Origin of the sequence: Mucilaginibacter sp. L196 (genome assembly GCF_009765905.1) — a bacterium.
Lineage (GTDB): Bacteria > Bacteroidota > Bacteroidia > Sphingobacteriales > Sphingobacteriaceae > Mucilaginibacter.
The window spans coordinates 174,134-194,756 of record NZ_LMUO01000006.1 but is presented as its reverse complement, the minus strand read 5'-3'; the positions used below and the strand labels follow the sequence as shown (position 1 = coordinate 194,756).

Genomic DNA, 20,623 nt, shown 5'->3' with positions numbered 1-20,623 from the left:
TAAATAAAAGAAGATGCTATACTATCTGTTCAATTATTTAAATAAAAATTACAGCATTCCGGGAGGAGGGGTGTTCCAGTACATCACGTTCCGTACGGCTATGGCTGTGATAGTATCGTTGATCGTAACTACGGTGTATGGCCGCAGGTTAATCGATTATCTGCGCTACAAACAGGTAGGCGAAAGTGTAAGGAACTTAGGTTTAGAAGGCCAGATGCAAAAAGCAGGTACACCAACAATGGGTGGTATCATTATTATTTTGGGCATACTTATCCCAACGTTGCTATTTGCCAAGCTGGGTAATATCTACATCATCATGATGATAGTTACTACCCTGTGGTTGGGTGCTATTGGCTTTTTAGATGATTACATTAAAGTATTTAAAAAGAATAAAGAAGGATTAGCCGGAAGATTCAAAATTACCGGGCAGGTTGGGTTGGCGCTTTTTATAGGTTTCACCATGTATTTTAATACCGACATCATCATTCGCCAGGAAGTTAAGCTGCCGGTTAAGTATGATGCACCTGTGGCTTTTCACCTAAAAGGTAACGCGCCTGTTTATACGCAGGATATTAAATCTACCAAAACTACCATACCATTTTATAAGAACAATGAGTTCGACTACGGCAAGGTGTTGAAATTCATTGGTAATGGGTACGATCATTATTCTTTGGTAGTATTCCTGTTTTTCGTAATCGTGATCATAACAGCGGTATCAAATGGTGCCAATATAACCGATGGTATCGATGGACTGGCGACGGGAACATCAGCCATTATTGGTATTACGCTGGCAATACTGGCTTATGTGTCAAGTAATACAGTATTTGCGGATTACCTGAACATTATGTATATCCCCGACTCAGGCGAATTAGTGATTTTCGCGGGAGCATTTGTTGGTGCATGCGTTGGTTTCTTATGGTACAACTCATACCCTGCGCAAGTATTTATGGGCGATACCGGTAGCTTGGCAATCGGTGGTATCATCGCGGTATTCGCCATCATGATCCGTAAAGAGTTAATGGTGCCATTGCTTTGTGGCGTATTCCTGATAGAAAATGTATCGGTAATCATGCAGGTATCCTGGTTCAAATTCACCAAGAAAAGATATGGTGAGGGTAGAAGGATCTTCCTGATGGCGCCGCTGCATCACCACTACCAAAAAAAAGGTTTCCACGAGGCGAAAATTGTAACACGTTTTTACATCATCTGCATACTGTTAGCCATATTAACAATAATAACATTAAAGTTGAGATAACCCCCCGATCCCCTGAAGGGGGAGGATAAAATATAAAGAGAGTATAAATATATAATGATAAACGAAAGCACCCATACCGCTAATCAAAAACTACTCCTTCAGGGGGCTGGGGGGCGTATTGCCATCCTCGGCGCCGGCGAAAGCGGTGTGGGTGCGGCATATCTTGCCAAACAGCAGGGTTATGATGTTTTTGTATCTGACTTTGGCGCTATTGCTGATAATTATAAAAAGCAGTTAACCGACTGGAATATACCTTTCGAAGAACAACAACATACAGAAGCTGAAATTTTAAAAGCTGTTGAAGTAATAAAAAGCCCAGGTATACCTGATAAGGCTCCAATCGTTAAGAAGATAAAAGAAAAAAACATACCGGTTATCTCCGAAATTGAATTTGCAGGAAGATATACTGATGCGAAGATCATCGGTATAACCGGCTCGAACGGAAAAACAACCACAACCAGCTTAACCTATCATATCCTGAAAAATGCGGGTTTAAATGTAGGTCTGGCTGGTAATATTGGTAAGAGTTTCGCTTACCAGGTAGCCACCGAGAAATTCGAGTATTATGCATTAGAGTTAAGCAGTTTTATGCTGGATGACATGTATGATTTCAAGGTTGATATTGCAATACTGCTAAATATAACGCCTGACCATTTAGATCGTTATGATTATAAAATGGAGAACTATGTGGCATCCAAATTCCGCGTAGCGCAAAATCAAACCGCGGCTGATTATTTTATTTATTGTGCTGATGATCCTGAAACCATTAAGGGAATGGAATCGAGGAGCTTTGCGGCACAATTGTTACCATTTTCGATAGAAAAAAGCATTGAACCGGGAGCATATCTCGATAAAGACAATATTGTCATCAACACACACCAACAACATTTTCAAATGTCAATCAACGAACTGGCCCTGCAAGGCAAGCACAACATCTACAATTCTATGGCATCAGGTATTGTAGCAAAAGTGCTCGAATTACGCAACGAAACCCTAAGGGAGAGCATGGGTAATTTCAAGAACATTGAACATAGATTAGAGTCTGTTGGAAAGATTTCCGGCATCAGTTTCATCAATGATTCAAAAGCTACCAATGTTAATTCAACATGGTACGCGCTTGAAAGCATGACCAGCGACGTGATCCTGATATTGGGTGGCGTTGATAAAGGTAACGATTACAGCATGCTGAAAGAACTGGTTAAGCAAAAGGTAAAAGCCATTGTTTGCCTGGGTAAAGATAACAGCCGCATACATGCTGCTTTTGAAGATGTAGTTGACATTATAATAAACACTTCATCAGCGGAAGAAGCGGTGCAAATGTCGTACCATCTGGCAACCAAAGGCGATACGGTTTTATTATCACCAGCCTGCGCAAGCTTCGATCTTTTCAAAAATTATGAAGATAGAGGAAGACAATTTAAACAAGCAGTTAAAGAATTATAAGAGATAAGTAAATCGGTGAAATCACAATAAAATCGGTGAAATCCAAAGACAATGAATAAGATACTCAACAATACAAAAGGCGACAGATGGATCTGGCTGATAGTAATATTACTCTCGGTTATTTCGTTGCTGTCTGTTTATAGCGCTATAGGCAGCCTTGCGTATAAACGTGGGGTAGGTGCTGAGTCTATTTTGATGAAACACGTAGCGATGATGCTTGCCGGTTTGGCGTTAATGTACATCTGTCATCGGTTGGATTATCGCTATTATGCAGGTATATCAAAATTACTGATGTACATAACTATTCCGTTGTTGATCTATACCCTTGTTTTCGGTAGTCACGTGAATGATGCCAGCCGTTGGATAGCGATACCGGGTACGGGATTAAGTTTCCAAACATCCGATTTGGCCAAACTTGCGCTCATTACGTACCTGGCAAGAACGCTCTCCAAAAAGCAGGAAAATATCAAGAATGTAAAGGAATCTTTTGTGCCGATTATGGGTGCGGTTTGCGTGGTATTTATATTAATCGCATGGGCCAACCTTTCAACTGCTTTAATGTTGTTCGGTGTAAGTATATTGTTGTTAATAATGGGCCGTATCAGCGTTAAACAAATTGCCATTACCTGTTTAGCCGGAGCCATATTATTGGGCGCGGTAGTAATGCTCGGCCCGCGGAGGCACGTGTATATGGCTCGTATAGATACGTTTCTGCATCCCGAAAAAGCTAATCCCGATAAATCATACCAGGCAGATCATGCTAAAATAGCTATCGCCACAGGCGGTATCTTCGGTAAAGGCCCGGGACAAAGTAGCGAGATAAACTATTTACCAGAGGCATACTCAGATGAAATTTATGCCATCATCATTGAAGAATATGGATTGGTGGGTGGCTTTCTATTAATAGCCATTTACCTATTTTTATTATATCGCTGCATAAAAATCGCTACCAAAGCGCCAAAAGCCTTCGGTACATTACTAGCAGCAGGATTAAGTTTTAGCTTAACCATACAAGCATTTGCTAATATGGCAGTAGCGGTAGGTTTAGGGCCGGTAACAGGTGTTCCTTTGCCATTTGTAAGTATGGGTGGTACATCAATACTGTTTACAAGCATAGCGTTTGGTATCATACTATCGGTTAGTCGTGATAATGATGAAGCTAAAGTGGTAGTGGGTGAAATAAGAGAAGTAGCAGTAGCGTAAGCTTTGCGATTAGTAATAAAACCGGCAGGTATCCGTCGTAGGCGGAAAATGTTGGTAGAAAAAATAAAAATTAATTCCGCCATAGGTGGAAAATATAACATAAAGCAATGTCAGGCAAAAAAATAATAATAAGTGGTGGTGGTACAGGAGGGCATATCTTCCCGGCTATTGCTATTGCCAATGCATTAAAAAAGCTTGATCCAACAACCGAGATTTTGTTTGTAGGTGCGCTCGGCCGTATGGAAATGGAAAAAGTTCCTGCTGCGGGTTATAAAATTATAGGTCTGGATATTCAGGGTATACAGCGTGGTTCGATAGTTAAAAACCTGCAATTCCCAATCAAACTGATTGGCAGTTTGAGGAAGGCGTTAAAAATAATAAAGGATTTTAGACCAAATGCGGTTGTAGGCGTGGGGGGGTATGCATCGGGGCCGTTATTATATGCGGCATCTATCAAAGGCATCCCTTATTTAATACAGGAGCAAAACTCGTATGCTGGTATTACCAATAAATGGTTGGGTAAAAAGGCCGCCAAAATATGTGTGGCATATGATGGCATGGAGCAGTTTTTTCCTGCTAAAAATATCATCAAAACCGGCAACCCTATCCGTAAAGAGTCGGTTGATATCGCAGGCAAGAAAATGCAGGCGATTGAGTTGATGAAATTATCCAACGATAAAAAAACGATATTGGTAACAGGTGGTAGTTTGGGTGCGCGTACACTAAACAATAGCGTGATGGCAGGCTTAGATAAGATTATTGCTGCCGATGTGCAGGTTATATGGCAGACAGGTAAATTCTATTACAAAAGCATCATCGAAAAGCTGGGCGAAGATTACAACCCCAACATTCGCATAATGGAGTTTGTAAACCGCATGGACCTGGCTTATGCAGCTGCTGATATAATTATATCACGTGCAGGGGCAGGTACAATAGCCGAATTATGCGTAGTGAAAAAGCCGGTGATATTAGTGCCTTCGCCAAATGTGGCCGAAGATCATCAAACTAAAAATGCACTGGCATTGGTACATGATAACGCGGCTGTTTTTATTGCTGATAGAGATGCCGAAGCAAAATTGATATACAGAGCTATTGAGCTCTTAAATGATACAGACAAACGAAAAACATTAAGCAATAATATTGGTAAACTGGCACTGCCTGATGCCGATGAGGTGATTGCGAAAGAAGTTATGAAAATAACAATTAATAACAATTAGTTTAATCTTAGCCTCTTCCTCCGCGCTAGGCGGGGGAGAGGTTTTTTGAAACAAGGAGTAAAAGTAAAATGGAACTGCAAAACATAAAAAGAGTTTATTTGGTAGGCATAGGCGGCATTGGCATGAGTGGCCTTGCGCGCTATTTTCATCATTTAGGCTGTATTGTTTGTGGTTACGATAAAACTTCAACTGATTTAACTAATGAACTGAAAAACGAAGGCATCCAGATCATTTTTGATGATAACGAGGAATGGATACCGATGAGCTTCCGGCAACCTGACGAAGGTACGCTGGTAATTTACACCCCCGCTATTCCAAAGGATTCGGCAATTGTTGGCTTTTTTCAAAAGCGAGGATTTGAACTATTTAAACGCTCACAGGTTTTAGGTCTGATAAGCAAAGGAAAATATACAGTAGCTATTGCGGGTACACATGGTAAAACTACCACATCAACAATGGTTGCCCATATCTTGAAAGATTCTGGTAAAGATTGCTCTGCATTTTTGGGTGGTATCGCATCAAACTATAACAGCAATGTGCTTTATGGTAAAAACGATATAGTAGTGGTTGAGGCAGATGAGTATGATCGCTCATTCCTTACCCTATATCCGGATATCGCGGTAATCACTTCAATGGACGCCGATCACCTGGATATTTATGGCGATCATCAGCATTTAACAGATTCTTTTAAAATGTTCGCCTCGCAGATAAAAGCAGGCGGCGTTTTAATTCATAAACAAGGTTTGCCTTTAGATACAGGTTATACTTATAGTATTAAAGATGCCGCCGATGCTATCGCGTTAAATATTCGTATTGAAAACGGTAGTTTCTATTTTGATTTCAGGAATGTAAATACTGATATTAAAGATATTCAGTTAGGTATTCCCGGCTTCCACAATGTAGAAAACGCCACTGCCGCTATCGAAGCAACATTACGTTTAGGCGTAAAAAATGATGCGATAAAAAGTGCTTTAGCATCATTCCGCGGAGTACACCGCAGGTTTGAGTACATCGTGAAAACGCAGGAGCATGTTTATATTGATGATTACGCGCATCACCCGGAAGAATTGCGTGCTGCCATCAACTCCGTAAAAAAATTATACCCAGACAGAAAATTAGTAACCATTTTCCAACCACATTTATTTACCCGCACCCGCGATTTTGCTGATGGCTTTGCCGAAGTGCTGGATATGACGGATGAATTAATCCTGTTAGATATTTACCCGGCCCGCGAGTTGCCAATTGAAGGTGTGGATGCAGAAATAATATTAAGTCGCATGAATTTAGTTAACAAACGTAAGCTAACTAAACAGCAAACTATTGATGCCATAGCAAATGAAAAACCAGCCCTATTGTTAACAGTAGGCGCGGGCGATATTGATCAGTTGGTTGAACCTTTAAAAAATGCTTTAAGTAATGTTTAAGAAACCCATTGTTAGGTACATCCTTATAAGCCTTTGCTGGTTAATCAGCTTGGGTGGCGTGGTTGTGCTCATGAGTTTCATTGAAATTAAAAAGGCACAGGTTATTTGTAAGGATGTAAAAGTTTATATCCCCGGCAACCAATATTTTATTGATCAACAAGAGATCGATAATATTTTGCACGTAAAAAATCATACGTTAATAGGCAGGCCAATTGAAAATATTAACATACATGCATTAGAGGATAAGCTAAAAGCTAATCCTTTTATTGAAACTGCGAGGGTTTATATTGATATGGATGATGTGATCAGGGTTGAGATCACCCAGCGCCAGCCCATATTGCGTATCATGAATCAATACGATCAGGATTTTTATGTGGATTCTCATGGCTTGAAGATTCCGTTATCCAATAACTTTACCGCGAGGGTATTGGTAGCTAACGGTTTTATTGATGAACCGTTTAGTGGTAAGGTAGATACATTGCATACTGATATCGCTACCCAGATTTATAAAACTGCCGATTATATCCGCAGGGATTCGCTTTGGGATGCGCAAATAGCGCAGATCTACGTAAATCAGGCACACGAAATTGAACTGATACCTCGTGTAGGCAGTCAAAGGATATTATTAGGTAATGCGGATTCGCTGGATGCGAAGTTCCACAACTTGTTGATTTTTTACAAAAAAGCATTGCCGCAGGTAGGGTGGGGCATGTATAAAATTATAAATATAAAATATGCAAACCAGGTTATCGGTGTAAAAAACCAAATAACCAAACAGGATTCGCTTGCCGCTATTGCCGCCAAAAAGGATAGCGTGATAAAGAATTCTATTAATACAATTACAGACACATCTCAAATAGTGAAATAATATGGACAAAGTTTTAAGCCAGGAAAAGAGTTCGCCAATCGTGGTAGGGTTGGATATCGGAACTACAAAAATATGTGCCATCGTTGGCCGCCGAAGCAAAAACGGGAAGATTGAAATACTGGGTATCGGAAAGGCTGAATCGGCGGGTGTAACGCGCGGAATGGTTTCAAATATTGACAAAACCGTGCAAGGTATCATCCAGGCAGTTGAAGTTGCGGGCACACAATCCAATGTAGAGATACGTGTGGTAAATGTGGGTATCGCTGGTCAGCACATCAAAAGTTTACAACACCGTGGGCTAATAACCCGTCGTGATTTAAATAGTGAAATCGGCCGCAAGGATATTGACAAACTAATTGAGGATATGTACAACCTGGTAATGCCTCCGGGTGAAGAGATCATCCATGTATTGCCGCAGGAATTTACGGTAGATAGTGAACCGGGTGTAAAAGACCCTATCGGTATGGCTGGTGTACGTTTGGAAGCAAACTTCCACATTATATCTGGCCAGGTTACTGCTATCAAGAACATTGTAAAGTGTGTAAATAAAGCAAACCTGGAAAGCCAGGAATTGATACTGGAACCATTGGCGTCTTCTGAGTCGGTTTTGAGCGATGAGGAAAAAGAAGCCGGTGTTGTTTTGGTTGACGTTGGTGGTGGTACTACCGATGTGGCTATTTTCCACGAGGGCATCATCAGGCATACCGCTGTGATTCCTTTTGGTGGCAACAGCATTACCGAGGATATCCGCGAGGGCTGTTCAGTGATGCGCAATATCGCGGAGCAATTAAAAGTAAGGTTTGGTTCTGCCCTGGCCGAAGAGAACAAAGAAAACGAGATTGTATGTGTACCCGGATTACGTGGGCGTGAGCCAAAAGAAATATCTGTTAAAAACCTGGCTTTTGTTATCCAGGCCCGTATGGAAGAGATCGTTGAGCATGTGTATTACGAGATCAAATCTTCGGGTTATGAGAAAAAACTGATAGCAGGTATAGTAATAACAGGTGGTGGCGCACAGCTTAAACACCTGACACAATTGGTAGAGTATGTTACCGGTTTAGATTGCCGTGTAGGATACCCTAACGAGCATTTGGCGAAAAATGAGGTGTTGCCAAAAAATATATACGAAGAGCTACAAAGCCCAATGTTTGCAACAGGTATAGGCCTGTTGATAAAAGGCATCCAGAAAATGGAATATAACGGACAAACACAGTCTGCTACTGAGTTAAAAGTTGAAAAAACTAAAGTTGTCGAGGAAAGAAAAACCGGCGGTTTATTTGCCAAAATTCTGGAAGGAAGTAAAAAGTTTATAAAGGATGATATAAAGGATGAGGACTTTTTAAAATAAGAATAAATAAAGCTAAACACATCAAAATTGATTGTGATTAGTATACTTATTCACATATAGTAACTTTTCCACATTGTTAACGATTGTGGAAAAACCTTGTGGAAAAAGTCATATTATTACATTAGTGAAATCTAATAATTCGTCAAAATAGATATAACTGAAAATAAGGATTATGCAGTTCGAGATGTTAAAAGAAAAGTCATCAATCATCAAAGTAATTGGTGTTGGCGGCGGCGGCGGTAACGCGGTAAACCATATGTACAAGCAAGGCATTACAGGTGTCGACTTTATTATCTGTAATACTGATGCGCAGGCTTTGGAACTTAGCCCTATCCCAAACAAGGTACAATTAGGAGCTAGCCTAACCGAAGGTATGGGTGCAGGCTCAATCCCCGAAGTAGGCAAAAACTCGGCTATTGAAAACATTGACGATATAAAACAAATGCTGGGTTCCAATACCAAAATGTTATTTATAACAGCAGGTATGGGCGGTGGTACGGGTACAGGTGCAAGCCCTATAATTGCCAAAGCCGCACGTGAGTTAGATATATTAACCGTAGGTATCTTCACCACTCCGTTCTCATTCGAAGGCAAACGCCGTAAGATGCAGGCCGATGCCGGTATGGAAGAACTGAAAAAATATGTCGATTCATTTTTGGTGATTTCAAATGACAGGCTTCGCCAGATATTTGGTAACCTTACCCTAGGATCAGCATTCGCGCAAGCAGATAACATTTTAACAACTGCCGCTAAAGGTATTGCTGAGATAATCACGTTGCCGGGTTATATAAACGTTGACTTTAAAGACGTACGTACCGTTATGAAAGATAGCGGCGTATCTATAATGGGTAGTGCAACCGGCGAAGGCGAAAATCGTGCTTTAAAAGCTGTTGAGGGCGCTTTGTCATCACCATTATTAAAAGATAACGAGATTGAAGGTGCACGTTATATCTTGCTTAACATCAGTTCTGGTACTACAGAAGTAACTATGGATGAAGTAAGTATAATTACCGATTACATACAGGAAGAAGCCGGTTTAGCTGCCGACCTGATATGGGGTAATTGTGTTGACGAGAATTTAGGTGATAAAATATCAGTTACTATTATAGCTACCGGTTTCCAAACCAAGGATGAGCGTGAAAAAGAGAATAGCAGCAAGAAAATTGTTTCCATGCTCGTTCCTGAAAACACACCATTGGTTAAACCGGTTAATGAATTTATAAATCATGTAAAGGAAAACGCACCTGCCGAACCTTATATGAAACATGCTGCGCAAAAAGAAGAAGCAAAGCAAACCGGCTTATTTGATCTGTTCGCATCGCGCAACGAAGATTCGGGTACGGTAAAATATAACCTTGCTGACGAACCATCAATGGAAGAAGCGGAACCTGATATGGGTGAGTTTACTTTCAAGGTAGCGGAATCTATCAGTTATGAGCCTGCTGCGGAAATTCAGACACCGGAGCCGCAAATTGAAAAAGAACCTGAGCCTGTTGTTGGTGCCGATGATTTGAAAACAGAAGAATCAATGGAAGAGCAATTGCGCAAATCTCGCGAGCGTATTATGCGCTTAAAAGATCTGAGCATGAAACTGCGTACCGGCAACATACAGGAAATGGAAAGTGTGCCGGCATACAAACGTAAGGAAATAGCCTTGCAGGAAACCCCTGCATCTGATGAAAGTCAGGTATCGCGCTTTTCCTTGTTGCCTGATAGTGAAGGGAAAATAGAGATCAGAAATAACAACTCTTTCCTGCACGATAATGTTGACTAATTACTTCAAAAATATGTTTGAAGCCTTTGCGTATAATACGCAAAGGCTTTTTTACGTTTTGTGGATTGTTAAGGCCCTGTAAAACGGCTATATTTGTAAAATTTTTAACGCATAATTTTACCATTTTGGATTTATTTGACAAGATTTTAAAAAGCATGGGTGGCCCGCTTGGGCAGCATCAAAAATGGTCGCATGGTTATTTTTCCTATCCAAAATTGGAAGGCGAAATAGGCCCGCACATGATGTTTAACGGTAAAGAACACTTGGTTTGGAGCCTTAACAATTATTTAGGTTTAGCTAATCACCCCGAAGTAAGAGCGGCTGATACGCAGGCAACTGCTGATTACGGTTTGGCTTATCCAATGGGCGCCCGCATGATGTCGGGTAACTCCATCCATCATGAAGAATTAGAAAACGATTTGGCAGCCTTTGTAGGCAAAGAAGCTGCATATTTACTAAATTATGGTTACCAGGGAATGTTATCTATTATAGATGCGCTGGTTGATCGTAATGATGTTATCGTTTATGATGCGGAATCACATGCTTGTATTATTGATGGTTTGCGCATGCACATGGGCAAACGCTTTGTGTATCAGCATAATGATTTGGAGAGCTGCGAAAAACAATTGGAGCGCGCTACTAAATTAACAGCGCAATCAGGTGGTGGTATTTTGTTAATTACCGAAGGTGTATTCGGTATGTCGGGTGCGCAGGGTAAATTAAAAGAGATCAGCGAGCTTAAAAAGAAATTTAACTTCCGTTTATTGGTTGATGACGCGCATGGTTTTGGTACCATGGGGCCAACTGGTGCAGGTACCCACGAAGAGCAGGATTGTGTTAATGATGTGGATGTTTACTTCGGTACATTCGCCAAATCAATGGCAGGCATCGGTGGCTTTGTAGCAGCAGATCGTGAAATCGTTAATTACCTGCGTTATAATATGCGCTCACAAACATTTGCTAAAGCTTTACCAATGCCAATGGTTATCGGCCTTAAAAAACGTTTCGAATTGCTTAAATCCAAACCTGAATTGCGTGAGAAATTATGGTTGATCGCTAGAACGCTGCAAGCGGGTTTAAAAGAACGTGGTTTTGATATAGGCGTAAGTAACACCATGGTTACCCCTGTAATTTTGCAAGGTGATTTATACGAAGCAACCGCTTTAACCCGTGATTTGCGTGAGAACTACAGTATCTTCTGTTCTATAGTGATTTATCCGGTAATACCAAAAGGTATTATTTTATTAAGATTGATACCAACCGCGGCACACAGTCTGGAAGATGTACAACGCACATTAGATGCTTACACGGAGATGGGCGAAAAATTAAAAGCAGGATTTTACAAAGAAAACAACGTTCCTGTTATTTAAAGTATAAAGAAACATTTACATTAGCCTTTCGGATAGCCGAAAGGCTTTTTTGTTTATAAACCAATTTTAAACTATGATCTCACGCCGCAACTTTATAAAAGTTAATGGAATTACAACCGCCGGTATCGGCATGGGTTTAAGGCCTGCCTGGTTCGCCAATAAGCTTGCTAAATTTGAAAGCCTTCGCCCTAAATTAGCCGACCGCAAGTTTACTAGCGAAGCTGTTGAAGCAAAAATAAAAAGCATCAAAGCAACTATAAAAGATCCCGAACTGGCATGGCTATTCGAGAACTGTTATCCCAATACCTTAGACACTACGGTTAATTACAGTGAAGCCAATGGCCGCCCGGATACCTTTGTAATTACAGGCGATATAAACGCCATGTGGATGCGCGATTCATCTGCGCAGGTTTGGCCTTATATGCCACTGATAAAGTCGGATGCGAGGCTTAAAAACGTAATTAAAGGCGTAATAAACAGACAGGCTAAGTACATCCTGATTGATCCTTATGCTAATGCCTTTAACTTCGGTCCAACGGGTAGTGAGTGGGATTCTGATAACACCACCATGAAACCCGAATTGCACGAACGCAAATTCGAGGTCGATTCACTTTGTTACCCGGTAAGATTAGCCTACAACTATTGGAAAATAAGCGGCGACAGCAGCTTTTTTGATGAAAACTGGCAAAAGGCAGGCAAGCTAATTGTGCAAACATTTAAACAACAACAACGCAAACACGATTTAGGCCCATATCATTTCCAGCGCAAAACAGAAGTATCTACCGATACCGCACCACTTGGTGGTTACGGCAACCCTGTTAAACCTGTCGGATTAATATGCTCAGTTTTCCGTCCTTCGGATGATGCCACTATTTATCCATTCCTTGTTCCATCTAATTATTTTGCGGTCATCAGCCTAAACCAAATGGCCGAAATGTATCGTAATATTGCTAAAGATGATATAACTGCAAATGAGTGTACAGTTTTAGCAAAAGAAGTACATGCTGCTTTGGAGAAATATGCAACTGCTCAGCATCCGATATACGGTAAAGTTTTAGCTTTTGAGGTTGATGGTTTCGGTAACCAGTTATTTATGGATGATGCCAATGTGCCAAGTTTATTGGCGTTGCCATATTTGGGAGCTATGACTGAACAAGATCCGCTATATCAAAATACACGGCGAATGGTATTAAGTCATGATAACCCATATTTCTTTAAGGGCAAAGCAGCCGAAGGTATTGGCGGCCCTCACGTTGGGTTAAATTATATATGGCCAATGAGTATTATAATCCGGGGCTTAACATCAACAGATAAAGCAGAAATAAAAACCTGCATCAGTTGGCTACGATCAACACATGCAGGCACCGGTTTTATGCATGAGTCGTTTAATAAAGATAATGCTGCTGATTTTACCCGTAAATGGTTTGCCTGGGCTAATACCTTGTTTGGCGAATTGATCATAAAAACACATCAAAATCATCCGGATATTTTAGCATCAAACTTTTAAATATTTTTTTTGAAGATATTTTAGTCAATTGTTAAAACGTATAAGAGGTAAAGGCTTTACCTAATGGAACTATATTATTATTAAATAATAAGGATATAATATCCGAAATAATGCAAAATGTTGAAAAAAACCACTTTAAAGGCCGTATTTTTTTTGGTTTAAAGTTTTTTTTTAGATAAAAAGATTTTAGATTAGCTTTAAGTTAACAATAAACCCTCATTATTTAAAAGGAGTAACACAAATGAAGAAATTTACTGAAGTAAAGGAATTGATTGCATCACTTGAGGCAGACGCTGACAAGTTTTACAACAAAGGTAACAGTGCGGCAGGAACCCGCGTTCGTAAAGGTATGCAAGACCTTAAAAACCTTGCTCAGGCGATTAGACTGGAAGTCCAGGAATCTAAAAATACGAAATAAAGAGCCTCTGGAAAAGAACTTTACATGATGTGTAAAAAGCCCGGTTTAATCAACCGGGCTTTTTTTATTTGATTAGTTTTTGTGTTTCTTGTATTATTTGTTGGGCGGTGGAATCGCTAACCTGTACCAATGGTAACCTTAGCGTGTCGCCGCAGATTGCTAAATGTTTCAAGGCTGTTTTAACCCCGGCCGGGCTGCCTTCAACAAACATTAATCTGGTGAAATCGATAGCCTGCAAATGAGGTTTTTGCGCAGCTTTATAATCACCGTTAAGGCATAAGCGTATCATGTCTGAAAAATGGCGTGGTATTGCATTAGCTACTACCGAAATAACACCTACAGCACCTAATGCTATCATAGGCAAAGTAATCGGATCATCGCCTGATATTACTACAAAACCTTCAGGCTTATCGCGCATAATCTGGTTAAGCTGATCAAAGTTTCCTGAAGCTTCTTTGGTGCCGATAATATTCTTAAAATCCTTAGCAAGCCTCACAGTAGTTTCCGCGCTTACATTGCTGCCTGTACGGCTGGGTACGTTGTATAAAATTACCGGTAGGGGCGATACTTCGGCTATGGCTTTATAATGTTGATATATGCCTTCCTGTGTTGGTTTATTATAAGCGGGACTGGCAGATAATATGGCATCGTAACCAGTAGTATCAAATTGCTTTATCTGCTCAACTACATCAAGCGTATTATTGCTCGCAATGCCGGCTACAAGGCCAACTCGGCCTGCAACAACTTGCGCGGTATGGGCAAATATCTTCTTCTTTTCTTCCTGGCTCAATGTGGCGTTTTCGCCGGTTGTTCCTAAGGATACGAGATAATCAATCCCGTTATCAATTAAATAGTTTACCAGGTTTGTAAGCCCGTCGTAATCAACCTGCCCGTCTGCCTGAAAAGGAGTCACAATAGCCACTCCAGTTCCGTGAAATTTGTTCATGTTTATTGTTAAAGGATGCTAAGATAAGATTTTATGATTTTAGCTTATAAATTTTTGATCTTTTATCTTAATATCGCTTTAATGATTAAACAAAAAGGGAAGGCCGCATATATGTTTTGCGTTTTTATGAAGCCTTTTGCACCGGGGCATCTTTTTCAAATACCTTATGGGCCTTATTCTTTAAATTCCAGTCACTAACATCTGTTAAGCCAGGTTTCGTACTGTAATGGTTCGGGTTATTTGGGCACATTACGGTATATTTTGATTTTTCTAATTTCAAAACCGGCCTTGCGCCGCATTCTTTGCAGGGCTCGCAAAAAATAGCTGATTGTATTTGGTAAATTTGAGACATGGTAATAGATAATAGGTGGGCATGGTTATAGATCCCTATTAGTTAAACGAGGGAACCTTGATAAGGTTTAATTCATATCAATTTTATTACAAACTATATTTAAAAATCAGTTTAGCATAGCCAGCAACTCCTCGTCTGAAATAATTGGAATATTTAATTTTTGGGCTTTTTCAAGTTTGGCGGGGCCCATGTTATCACCAGCAACCAGGTAATTTAATTTAGCCGATATACTGCTCAAAATTTTCCCACCGTTTTGTTCAATAATATCCTTTAATTCATCTCTCGAATATTTTTCAAAAACGCCCGATATAATAAAGCTTTTACCGGATAAGCTTTCACTATCTAGCTTTAATTCTTTCTCTTCGGCTATAAATTGTAATCCTTGATTTTTTAGCTTCTCAATCTCGTTGATATGCTGTTCATTATCAAAATATTCCCTAATGCTTAAGGCTATGCGATCGCCTATTTCTTCAGCAGCTATCAATTCGTCGTAGTTTGCTGCAATCAGGTTATCAATAGTTTTAAAATGATGTACCAGCTTTTTAGCAACTGTTGCACCTACGTAGCGTATCCCTAAACCAAATAATACTTTTTCAAAAGGCATTTTTTTTGACTGTTCAATACCTTCAATCATATTATTGATGGATTTCTCACCAAAACGCCCCATTTGTTTTAACTCATCGCTATGTAAATGCAGGTCATAAATATCATTTATACGTTTTATAAAACCCTTTTCATACAATGTCTCAATTGTTTCATCCCCTAACCCATCAATATTCATGGCTTTACGACCAATAAAATGCTGCATCTTACCAACAATTTGTGGCCGGCAGCCTTCATCATTAGGGCAATAGTAAGCGGCTTCGCCCTCTTTGCGTTCTAATAATGTTCCGCATACAGGGCAGTGGGTTATGTATTTTATTGGTTGTTCCGATGTTCTTTTAGTCAGGTTAACACTAATGATCTTTGGAATGATCTCACCACCTTTTTCAACATATACCCAATCGTGCTCATGTAGTTTTAAGCGTTGCTCAATTTCATCGGCGTTATGCAATGTGGCGCGCTTTACGGTTGTGCCTGCTAATAATACAGGTTTTAAATTTGCTACCGGGGTAACTGCTCCGGTACGGCCAACCTGGTAGGTTACCGCTAAAAGTTCCGTTTCAACCTGTTCAGCTTTAAATTTATAGGCGATAGCCCACCGTGGCGATTTAGCGGTAAACCCAAGCTCCTGTTGCTGCGAATAATTATTTACCTTGATAACTATCCCATCAATATCGTAGCTCAACTTATGCCGCCCACTGTCCCACTGGTTAATAAAGGCTAATACATCGGTAATATCCCCACATAATTTACTATGCTCATTTACAGGGAAGCCCCAACTTTTTACGGCTTGCAGACTTTCCCAATGTGTTTTAAATAAGGGTTTATCGGTATATAAAAAATACATAAAACTATCCAACGGGCGTTTAGCTACCTCCCCTGAATCTTGTAGTTTTATGGTGCCCGACGCGAAATTTCTGGGATTAGCGTAAGGTACCTCACCATTTTCTATCCGCTCATTATTCAGGCGTTCAAATGCTTTAAGATGCATAAAAATTTCGCCACGCATTTCAAAATGATCGGGGTAGCCGCCTTCAGTAATGTGTTTAGGGATACTATGTATAGTACGCACATTAGTTGTCACCTCATCTCCCTGCACTCCATCTCCGCGTGTTACCGCACGAACGAGTTTGCCTTCTTCGTAAGTAAGGCTCATTGATAACCCATCAAACTTTAACTCACACACATATTCAAAATTATCACCAATGGCTTTGCGTATGCGCTGATCAAAATCAAGCAATTCCTGTTCGTTATAGGTATTGCCTAAGGAAAGCATCGGCCATTTATGCCTCACGGTTTTAAACTCTTTAGTTATAAAGCCGCCAACTTTTTGGGTAGGGGAGTCGGGGTCAGCAAACTCAGGAAATTGCTTTTCAAGGCCGATTAATTCTTCAAGCTTTTTATCAAAATCATAATCTGAAATGGTTGGCATAGCCAGCACATAATAGTTGTAATTATGCTGCTTTAATTCGGCATATATTGATGAGATCTTCTTTTTAGCTTCTTGCGGTAACATAGGAACGAAGATAATAAATTAGTATGTAGTGATATTTAAAACAGACCATTCTGCCAAAGATTAAAACTAAATTTATTCTAAATAGTTAAGTATAAGCGTTTGTAATTCTACTCCTATTTGCTATAAATGAACGCAAGCATCAATTTGCGTTGATGCAGTCAACTAATTTAAGTAACCTTTAAATCTTGTTTTTATGAAAAAATCAATTTTGTACTTATTAGTTTTAGGTCTATTGTCTTATTTTAATGCAAGTGCTCAGGATATAGCAATAGGCGTTCGCGGAGGTATTAGTATCCCAAATTTAACGGCGGGTGGTAGCCAGCAAAATCCCCTAAATACCGGTTATAGCTCGCGGCAGGGGCCGGATGCGGGAATATTTGCCGAGTTTAAGTTCAGCGATCTGTTTTCATTACAACCAATGCTTGAATATTCATCTCAGGGAGGAAAAAAAGATGGGTTGCAGGCATTCCCTACACCACCACAGGTAATTGAAGCGAATCAGGCACAAAATCAAATCTCGCCAACATATTTGTATGCGAATTATAAAAGTGAGGCTAAGTTAAATTATCTTATGTTGCCTGTTCTTGCAAAATTTGGCTATAATTTTCATCAATCACCTTTTAGAATTTACATTGATGCCGGGCCATTCTTAGGTTTGCTTGTTTCGGCACATCAGGTAACCAGTGGGTCAAGTGAATTTTATGCTGATGCATCAGGCCAACAGCAGCTACCTTATGGCGAACAGTCTTTTAACGATAATAATAATATTAAATCCCAGCTTAACAAGGTGAACTTTGGTATTGAGGGTAATCTGGGCCTAGCTTATAAAATAAAGCGAAGCAGTATTTTTATTGAAGGGGGAGGGAATTACGGCTTTTTAAATATACAAAAAGGGACTGCAAATGGTAAAAATAATACTGGTGCCGCTACTGCTGATGTTGGTTATGCATTAGCATTTGGTAGATAATAAATAGCTGTATTTGAATGAAAAGGCGGTAGTTAAAATCTAGCGCCTTTTTTTGCTAATTCGCAGGCCTCAACAAAAAAAACATACCCCAAAGCAAATTTCAATTAAACCATTTTTAGATTTAGGTATCTCATTATTATAAAACAAATATCAATCTATTATGAAAAAGCTAAGTAAAGTTTTAATGTTATTTATGGCGGTATCGTTATTTACTGCTGTAAAAAGTAATGCACAAATTATAGTAAGAGTACGCCCTGCACGCCCACGTACGGTTATTGTTGCCCGCGGTCCTGCACCATCTCCGCGCCATGTTTGGGTTGCTGAGGAATGGACCAATAGGGGTGGGAGATATGTTTACCAGGCTGGTTATTGGGCATTGCCGCCACGCCCACATGCTGTTTGGATAGCAGGCCACTGGCGTAACCGTTCAAGAGGATATGCTTGGGTTCCTGGTCACTGGGCATAATTATTAAATAAGAAAGGTGATATATTTTATATCGCCTTTCTTATTTGGATATGCTTATTTAAAACTAATTAGCATCCTTGGTTATGATTTGTTTTTTCATCATTGCCTCTTTAATATATTTAACCGGGGCACTGCCATAGCTTAAAAACTTCTCGTTAAAATCTTTAAGGTTATACTTATCTCCCTGGTCTTTTTTCCAGGCTTCACGTAAATCCATTATTTCTTTGTACCCGGTAAAATAGCAATCCAATTGTACGCTGGTTTCAGTTACACGAGTCCATTTATTTTCAGCCTCAGCCTGTTGTTGAAACGCCTCGTGAGTTAGTAGTTTAATGGCATCCGCCTTAGTCATACCGCCTGCATGTACGCTGTAATCCAAAATTGCATTACACACCGAACGTAAGTGCCACTTGTACCACATTAACCTCATTTCAGGTTCAGTACTATCATAGCCGTTATCCATCATCATTTGCTCGCCGTAAACAGCCCATCCTTCAATCATGGCATTATTACCCAGTACTGATTTTATTAAACTTGGTGATTGATTTGCATAAATTAACTGAACATAATGGCCTGGTATAGCTTCATGAATGCTGAGGATTTGTAGTGTATAGTTATTGTACTCGCGTAAATAACTCTCAGCTTTTTCAGGTGAATAATTCGCTAAGCTACCAACGTTATAATAAGAGTTTCCATCTTTATCATAAGGGCCAGGCGAACTCATGGATGCGCCCGCTACACCAGCCATATAAGCAGGTTCTTTACGAATAATAAGTGGTTTTGAAGCATCAAGCGTAACCAAATCCTTTGTTCTTACAAATGAGGTTAACTTAGGTATTGTGTTTTCAATAGTTGATTGGAAATCTGCAACTGTGGTATGTTGAGCAGAGATAGTATCCAATAATTCGCCAATTAAATCAAGGCTATCTTTTGGCATTGCTTTGGTGCCAAAATACTTAGGCCATAATTGTTTGCTAAGTTTTGCCATTTCGCGATGCACATATTTTTTGCGCTCCATAGCAGCATTAAATATCTGTTGCGATGTGTACTGTGATTGCAGAACATATTTAAACTTATCATCATAAAGCTCCTTACCCAACCTAAAACTGCGCGGATGATCGTTTTTCATATTTTTTAACCAATCCACAAAACCTTTTATAGCAGTAATTGATGCAGTTGCCCGGTCAAGCATTAATTTCTTTTCTGCTTCAGGTATTTTGGTTTTACTTAACGAGTCAGCAAAATCTTTTTCAAAAACCCCTGAACCACCTGTTAGCTGTTCTTCTGCAAGATTAGTAAGCTCAACAACCGGGTCCTTAATTTGCTTCTGCGCTTCTTTATAATACTCGGGAATAAAAGCCATCTTCTCATAAAAATTACGCAGGCGCTTATCAAGCGGTGCATAATGCTCATTCAAAATGGTAGCAAAAGAGCCAATTACATTATATTGGCTTGGGTCCCACATGTATTGTTTTGAGGTGGTAATTTGCCATTGCGAATATTGCAATTGGTTTTGCATTATGTAATAATCTATCCTGTTGTCCTGCGATAATTTCTCTACCGGGTAATGATCCAGTGAATCAAGCTGCACTTTGTCAAAATCAAGCATCTTGTCGCGGTTTTTATTGCTCGGAGCATATAAAAGGCTATCATACTTATGGTATCCTACCGATGTTGCCCAATCCGGGTCATGTTTCCATAACGCGTCCAGAAACGCACTTTCATAAACGGTAAATGCGGCATCATCTTTAGTCGTTTCTGGCCCAACAGAGCCATCTTTTTTACAACCTGTAAAAAATGCCGCCGCAAGCAGGAGTGGTATGATTATTTTATTCACAGTGGAATCAATTAATTTTTTAAAGGTAAACTTAAAACTTTTAGCTGAAATAAAATCATTTCAAATAAAATCGGTAGCAGCGATCAACAATTGTGGCGATTTTAAATTA

At 39.8% G+C, this 20,623-nt stretch carries 17 protein-coding genes; 13 read left to right on the top strand and 4 right to left on the bottom strand.

What is annotated here, in order from left to right; genetic code table 11:
• The first annotated feature begins 13 nt into the window (after positions 1-13).
• The 11 genes from mraY to GSQ74_RS01865 all read left to right on the top strand — a co-directional run bounded on the left by mraY (position 14) and on the right by GSQ74_RS01865 (position 13,827).
• The gene (gene mraY / locus GSQ74_RS01915) at positions 14-1,255 is read left to right on the top strand and encodes a phospho-N-acetylmuramoyl-pentapeptide-transferase (protein WP_158989488.1); all 1,242 of its coding nucleotides are present in this window, start codon (positions 14-16) and stop codon (positions 1,253-1,255) included.
• A gap of 54 nt (positions 1,256-1,309) precedes the next feature.
• On the top strand, positions 1,310-2,698 hold the full coding sequence (gene murD, locus GSQ74_RS01910) for a UDP-N-acetylmuramoyl-L-alanine--D-glutamate ligase (protein ID WP_158989486.1): 1,389 nt from the start codon (positions 1,310-1,312) through the stop codon (positions 2,696-2,698).
• 51 nt (positions 2,699-2,749) lie between these two features.
• Entirely contained in the window at positions 2,750-3,901 is a 1,152-nt protein-coding gene (locus tag GSQ74_RS01905) for an FtsW/RodA/SpoVE family cell cycle protein (protein WP_158989484.1), read from the top strand.
• Positions 3,902-4,008: 107 nt separating this feature from the next.
• Entirely contained in the window at positions 4,009-5,118 is a 1,110-nt protein-coding gene (gene murG / locus GSQ74_RS01900; protein ID WP_158989482.1) for an undecaprenyldiphospho-muramoylpentapeptide beta-N-acetylglucosaminyltransferase, read from the top strand.
• Between the two features lie 68 nt (positions 5,119-5,186).
• Positions 5,187-6,542, top strand: coding sequence for a UDP-N-acetylmuramate--L-alanine ligase (gene murC, locus GSQ74_RS01895; protein WP_158989480.1), 1,356 nt, complete (start codon positions 5,187-5,189; stop codon positions 6,540-6,542).
• Entirely contained in the window at positions 6,535-7,410 is an 876-nt protein-coding gene (locus GSQ74_RS01890; protein ID WP_216846661.1) for a cell division protein FtsQ/DivIB, read from the top strand. Before murC ends, GSQ74_RS01890 begins: the two co-directional genes overlap by 8 nt.
• Position 7,411: 1 nt before the next feature.
• Positions 7,412-8,758: a cell division protein FtsA gene (ftsA, locus tag GSQ74_RS01885; RefSeq protein WP_158989478.1), complete on the top strand. Its 1,347-nt coding sequence runs from the start codon at positions 7,412-7,414 to the stop codon at positions 8,756-8,758.
• A 172-nt stretch (positions 8,759-8,930) separates the two neighbouring features.
• Positions 8,931-10,532, top strand: a complete 1,602-nt coding sequence (gene ftsZ, locus GSQ74_RS01880) for a cell division protein FtsZ (protein ID WP_158989476.1) — start codon at positions 8,931-8,933, stop codon at positions 10,530-10,532.
• A gap of 125 nt (positions 10,533-10,657) precedes the next feature.
• Entirely contained in the window at positions 10,658-11,902 is a 1,245-nt protein-coding gene (locus GSQ74_RS01875) for an aminotransferase class I/II-fold pyridoxal phosphate-dependent enzyme (protein WP_158989474.1), read from the top strand.
• A gap of 76 nt (positions 11,903-11,978) precedes the next feature.
• Positions 11,979-13,409: a glycoside hydrolase family 125 protein gene (locus tag GSQ74_RS01870; RefSeq protein ID WP_254060797.1), complete on the top strand. Its 1,431-nt coding sequence runs from the start codon at positions 11,979-11,981 to the stop codon at positions 13,407-13,409.
• Positions 13,410-13,650: 241 nt separating this feature from the next.
• Positions 13,651-13,827, top strand: a complete 177-nt coding sequence (locus GSQ74_RS01865) for a histone H1 (protein WP_158989470.1) — start codon at positions 13,651-13,653, stop codon at positions 13,825-13,827.
• A 64-nt stretch (positions 13,828-13,891) separates the two neighbouring features.
• Here the strand turns inward: GSQ74_RS01865 and dapA are convergent, their stop codons facing one another.
• The 3 genes from dapA to ligA all read right to left on the bottom strand — a co-directional run bounded on the left by dapA (position 13,892) and on the right by ligA (position 17,244).
• Positions 13,892-14,773 carry a 4-hydroxy-tetrahydrodipicolinate synthase gene (gene dapA, locus GSQ74_RS01860; RefSeq protein WP_158989468.1) on the bottom strand — a complete coding sequence of 294 codons (882 nt, stop codon included), beginning with the start codon at positions 14,771-14,773 and terminating at the stop codon, positions 13,892-13,894.
• Positions 14,774-14,897: 124 nt separating this feature from the next.
• A complete protein-coding gene (locus tag GSQ74_RS01855) occupies positions 14,898-15,125 on the bottom strand; it encodes a hypothetical protein (RefSeq protein WP_158989466.1) in 228 nt (75 codons plus the stop codon).
• Between the two features lie 106 nt (positions 15,126-15,231).
• Positions 15,232-17,244 (bottom strand): NAD-dependent DNA ligase LigA, encoded by a 2,013-nt coding sequence (gene ligA, locus GSQ74_RS01850; protein WP_158989464.1) that lies wholly within the window; start codon positions 17,242-17,244, stop codon positions 15,232-15,234.
• Positions 17,245-17,437: 193 nt separating this feature from the next.
• Here ligA and GSQ74_RS01845 point away from each other — a divergent pair, with 193 nt between their 5' ends.
• Together GSQ74_RS01845 and GSQ74_RS01840 are read left to right on the top strand one after the other, a co-directional pair.
• Positions 17,438-18,211, top strand: a complete 774-nt coding sequence (locus GSQ74_RS01845; RefSeq protein WP_158989462.1) for a porin family protein — start codon at positions 17,438-17,440, stop codon at positions 18,209-18,211.
• Positions 18,212-18,371: 160 nt separating this feature from the next.
• Entirely contained in the window at positions 18,372-18,677 is a 306-nt protein-coding gene (locus GSQ74_RS01840; protein WP_158989460.1) for a YXWGXW repeat-containing protein, read from the top strand.
• A 64-nt stretch (positions 18,678-18,741) separates the two neighbouring features.
• On the opposite strand, the gene GSQ74_RS01835 is transcribed toward GSQ74_RS01840, so the two are convergent.
• Positions 18,742-20,514 carry a DUF885 domain-containing protein gene (locus GSQ74_RS01835; protein ID WP_254060787.1) on the bottom strand — a complete coding sequence of 591 codons (1,773 nt, stop codon included), beginning with the start codon at positions 20,512-20,514 and terminating at the stop codon, positions 18,742-18,744.
• Positions 20,515-20,623: the final 109 nt, after the last annotated feature.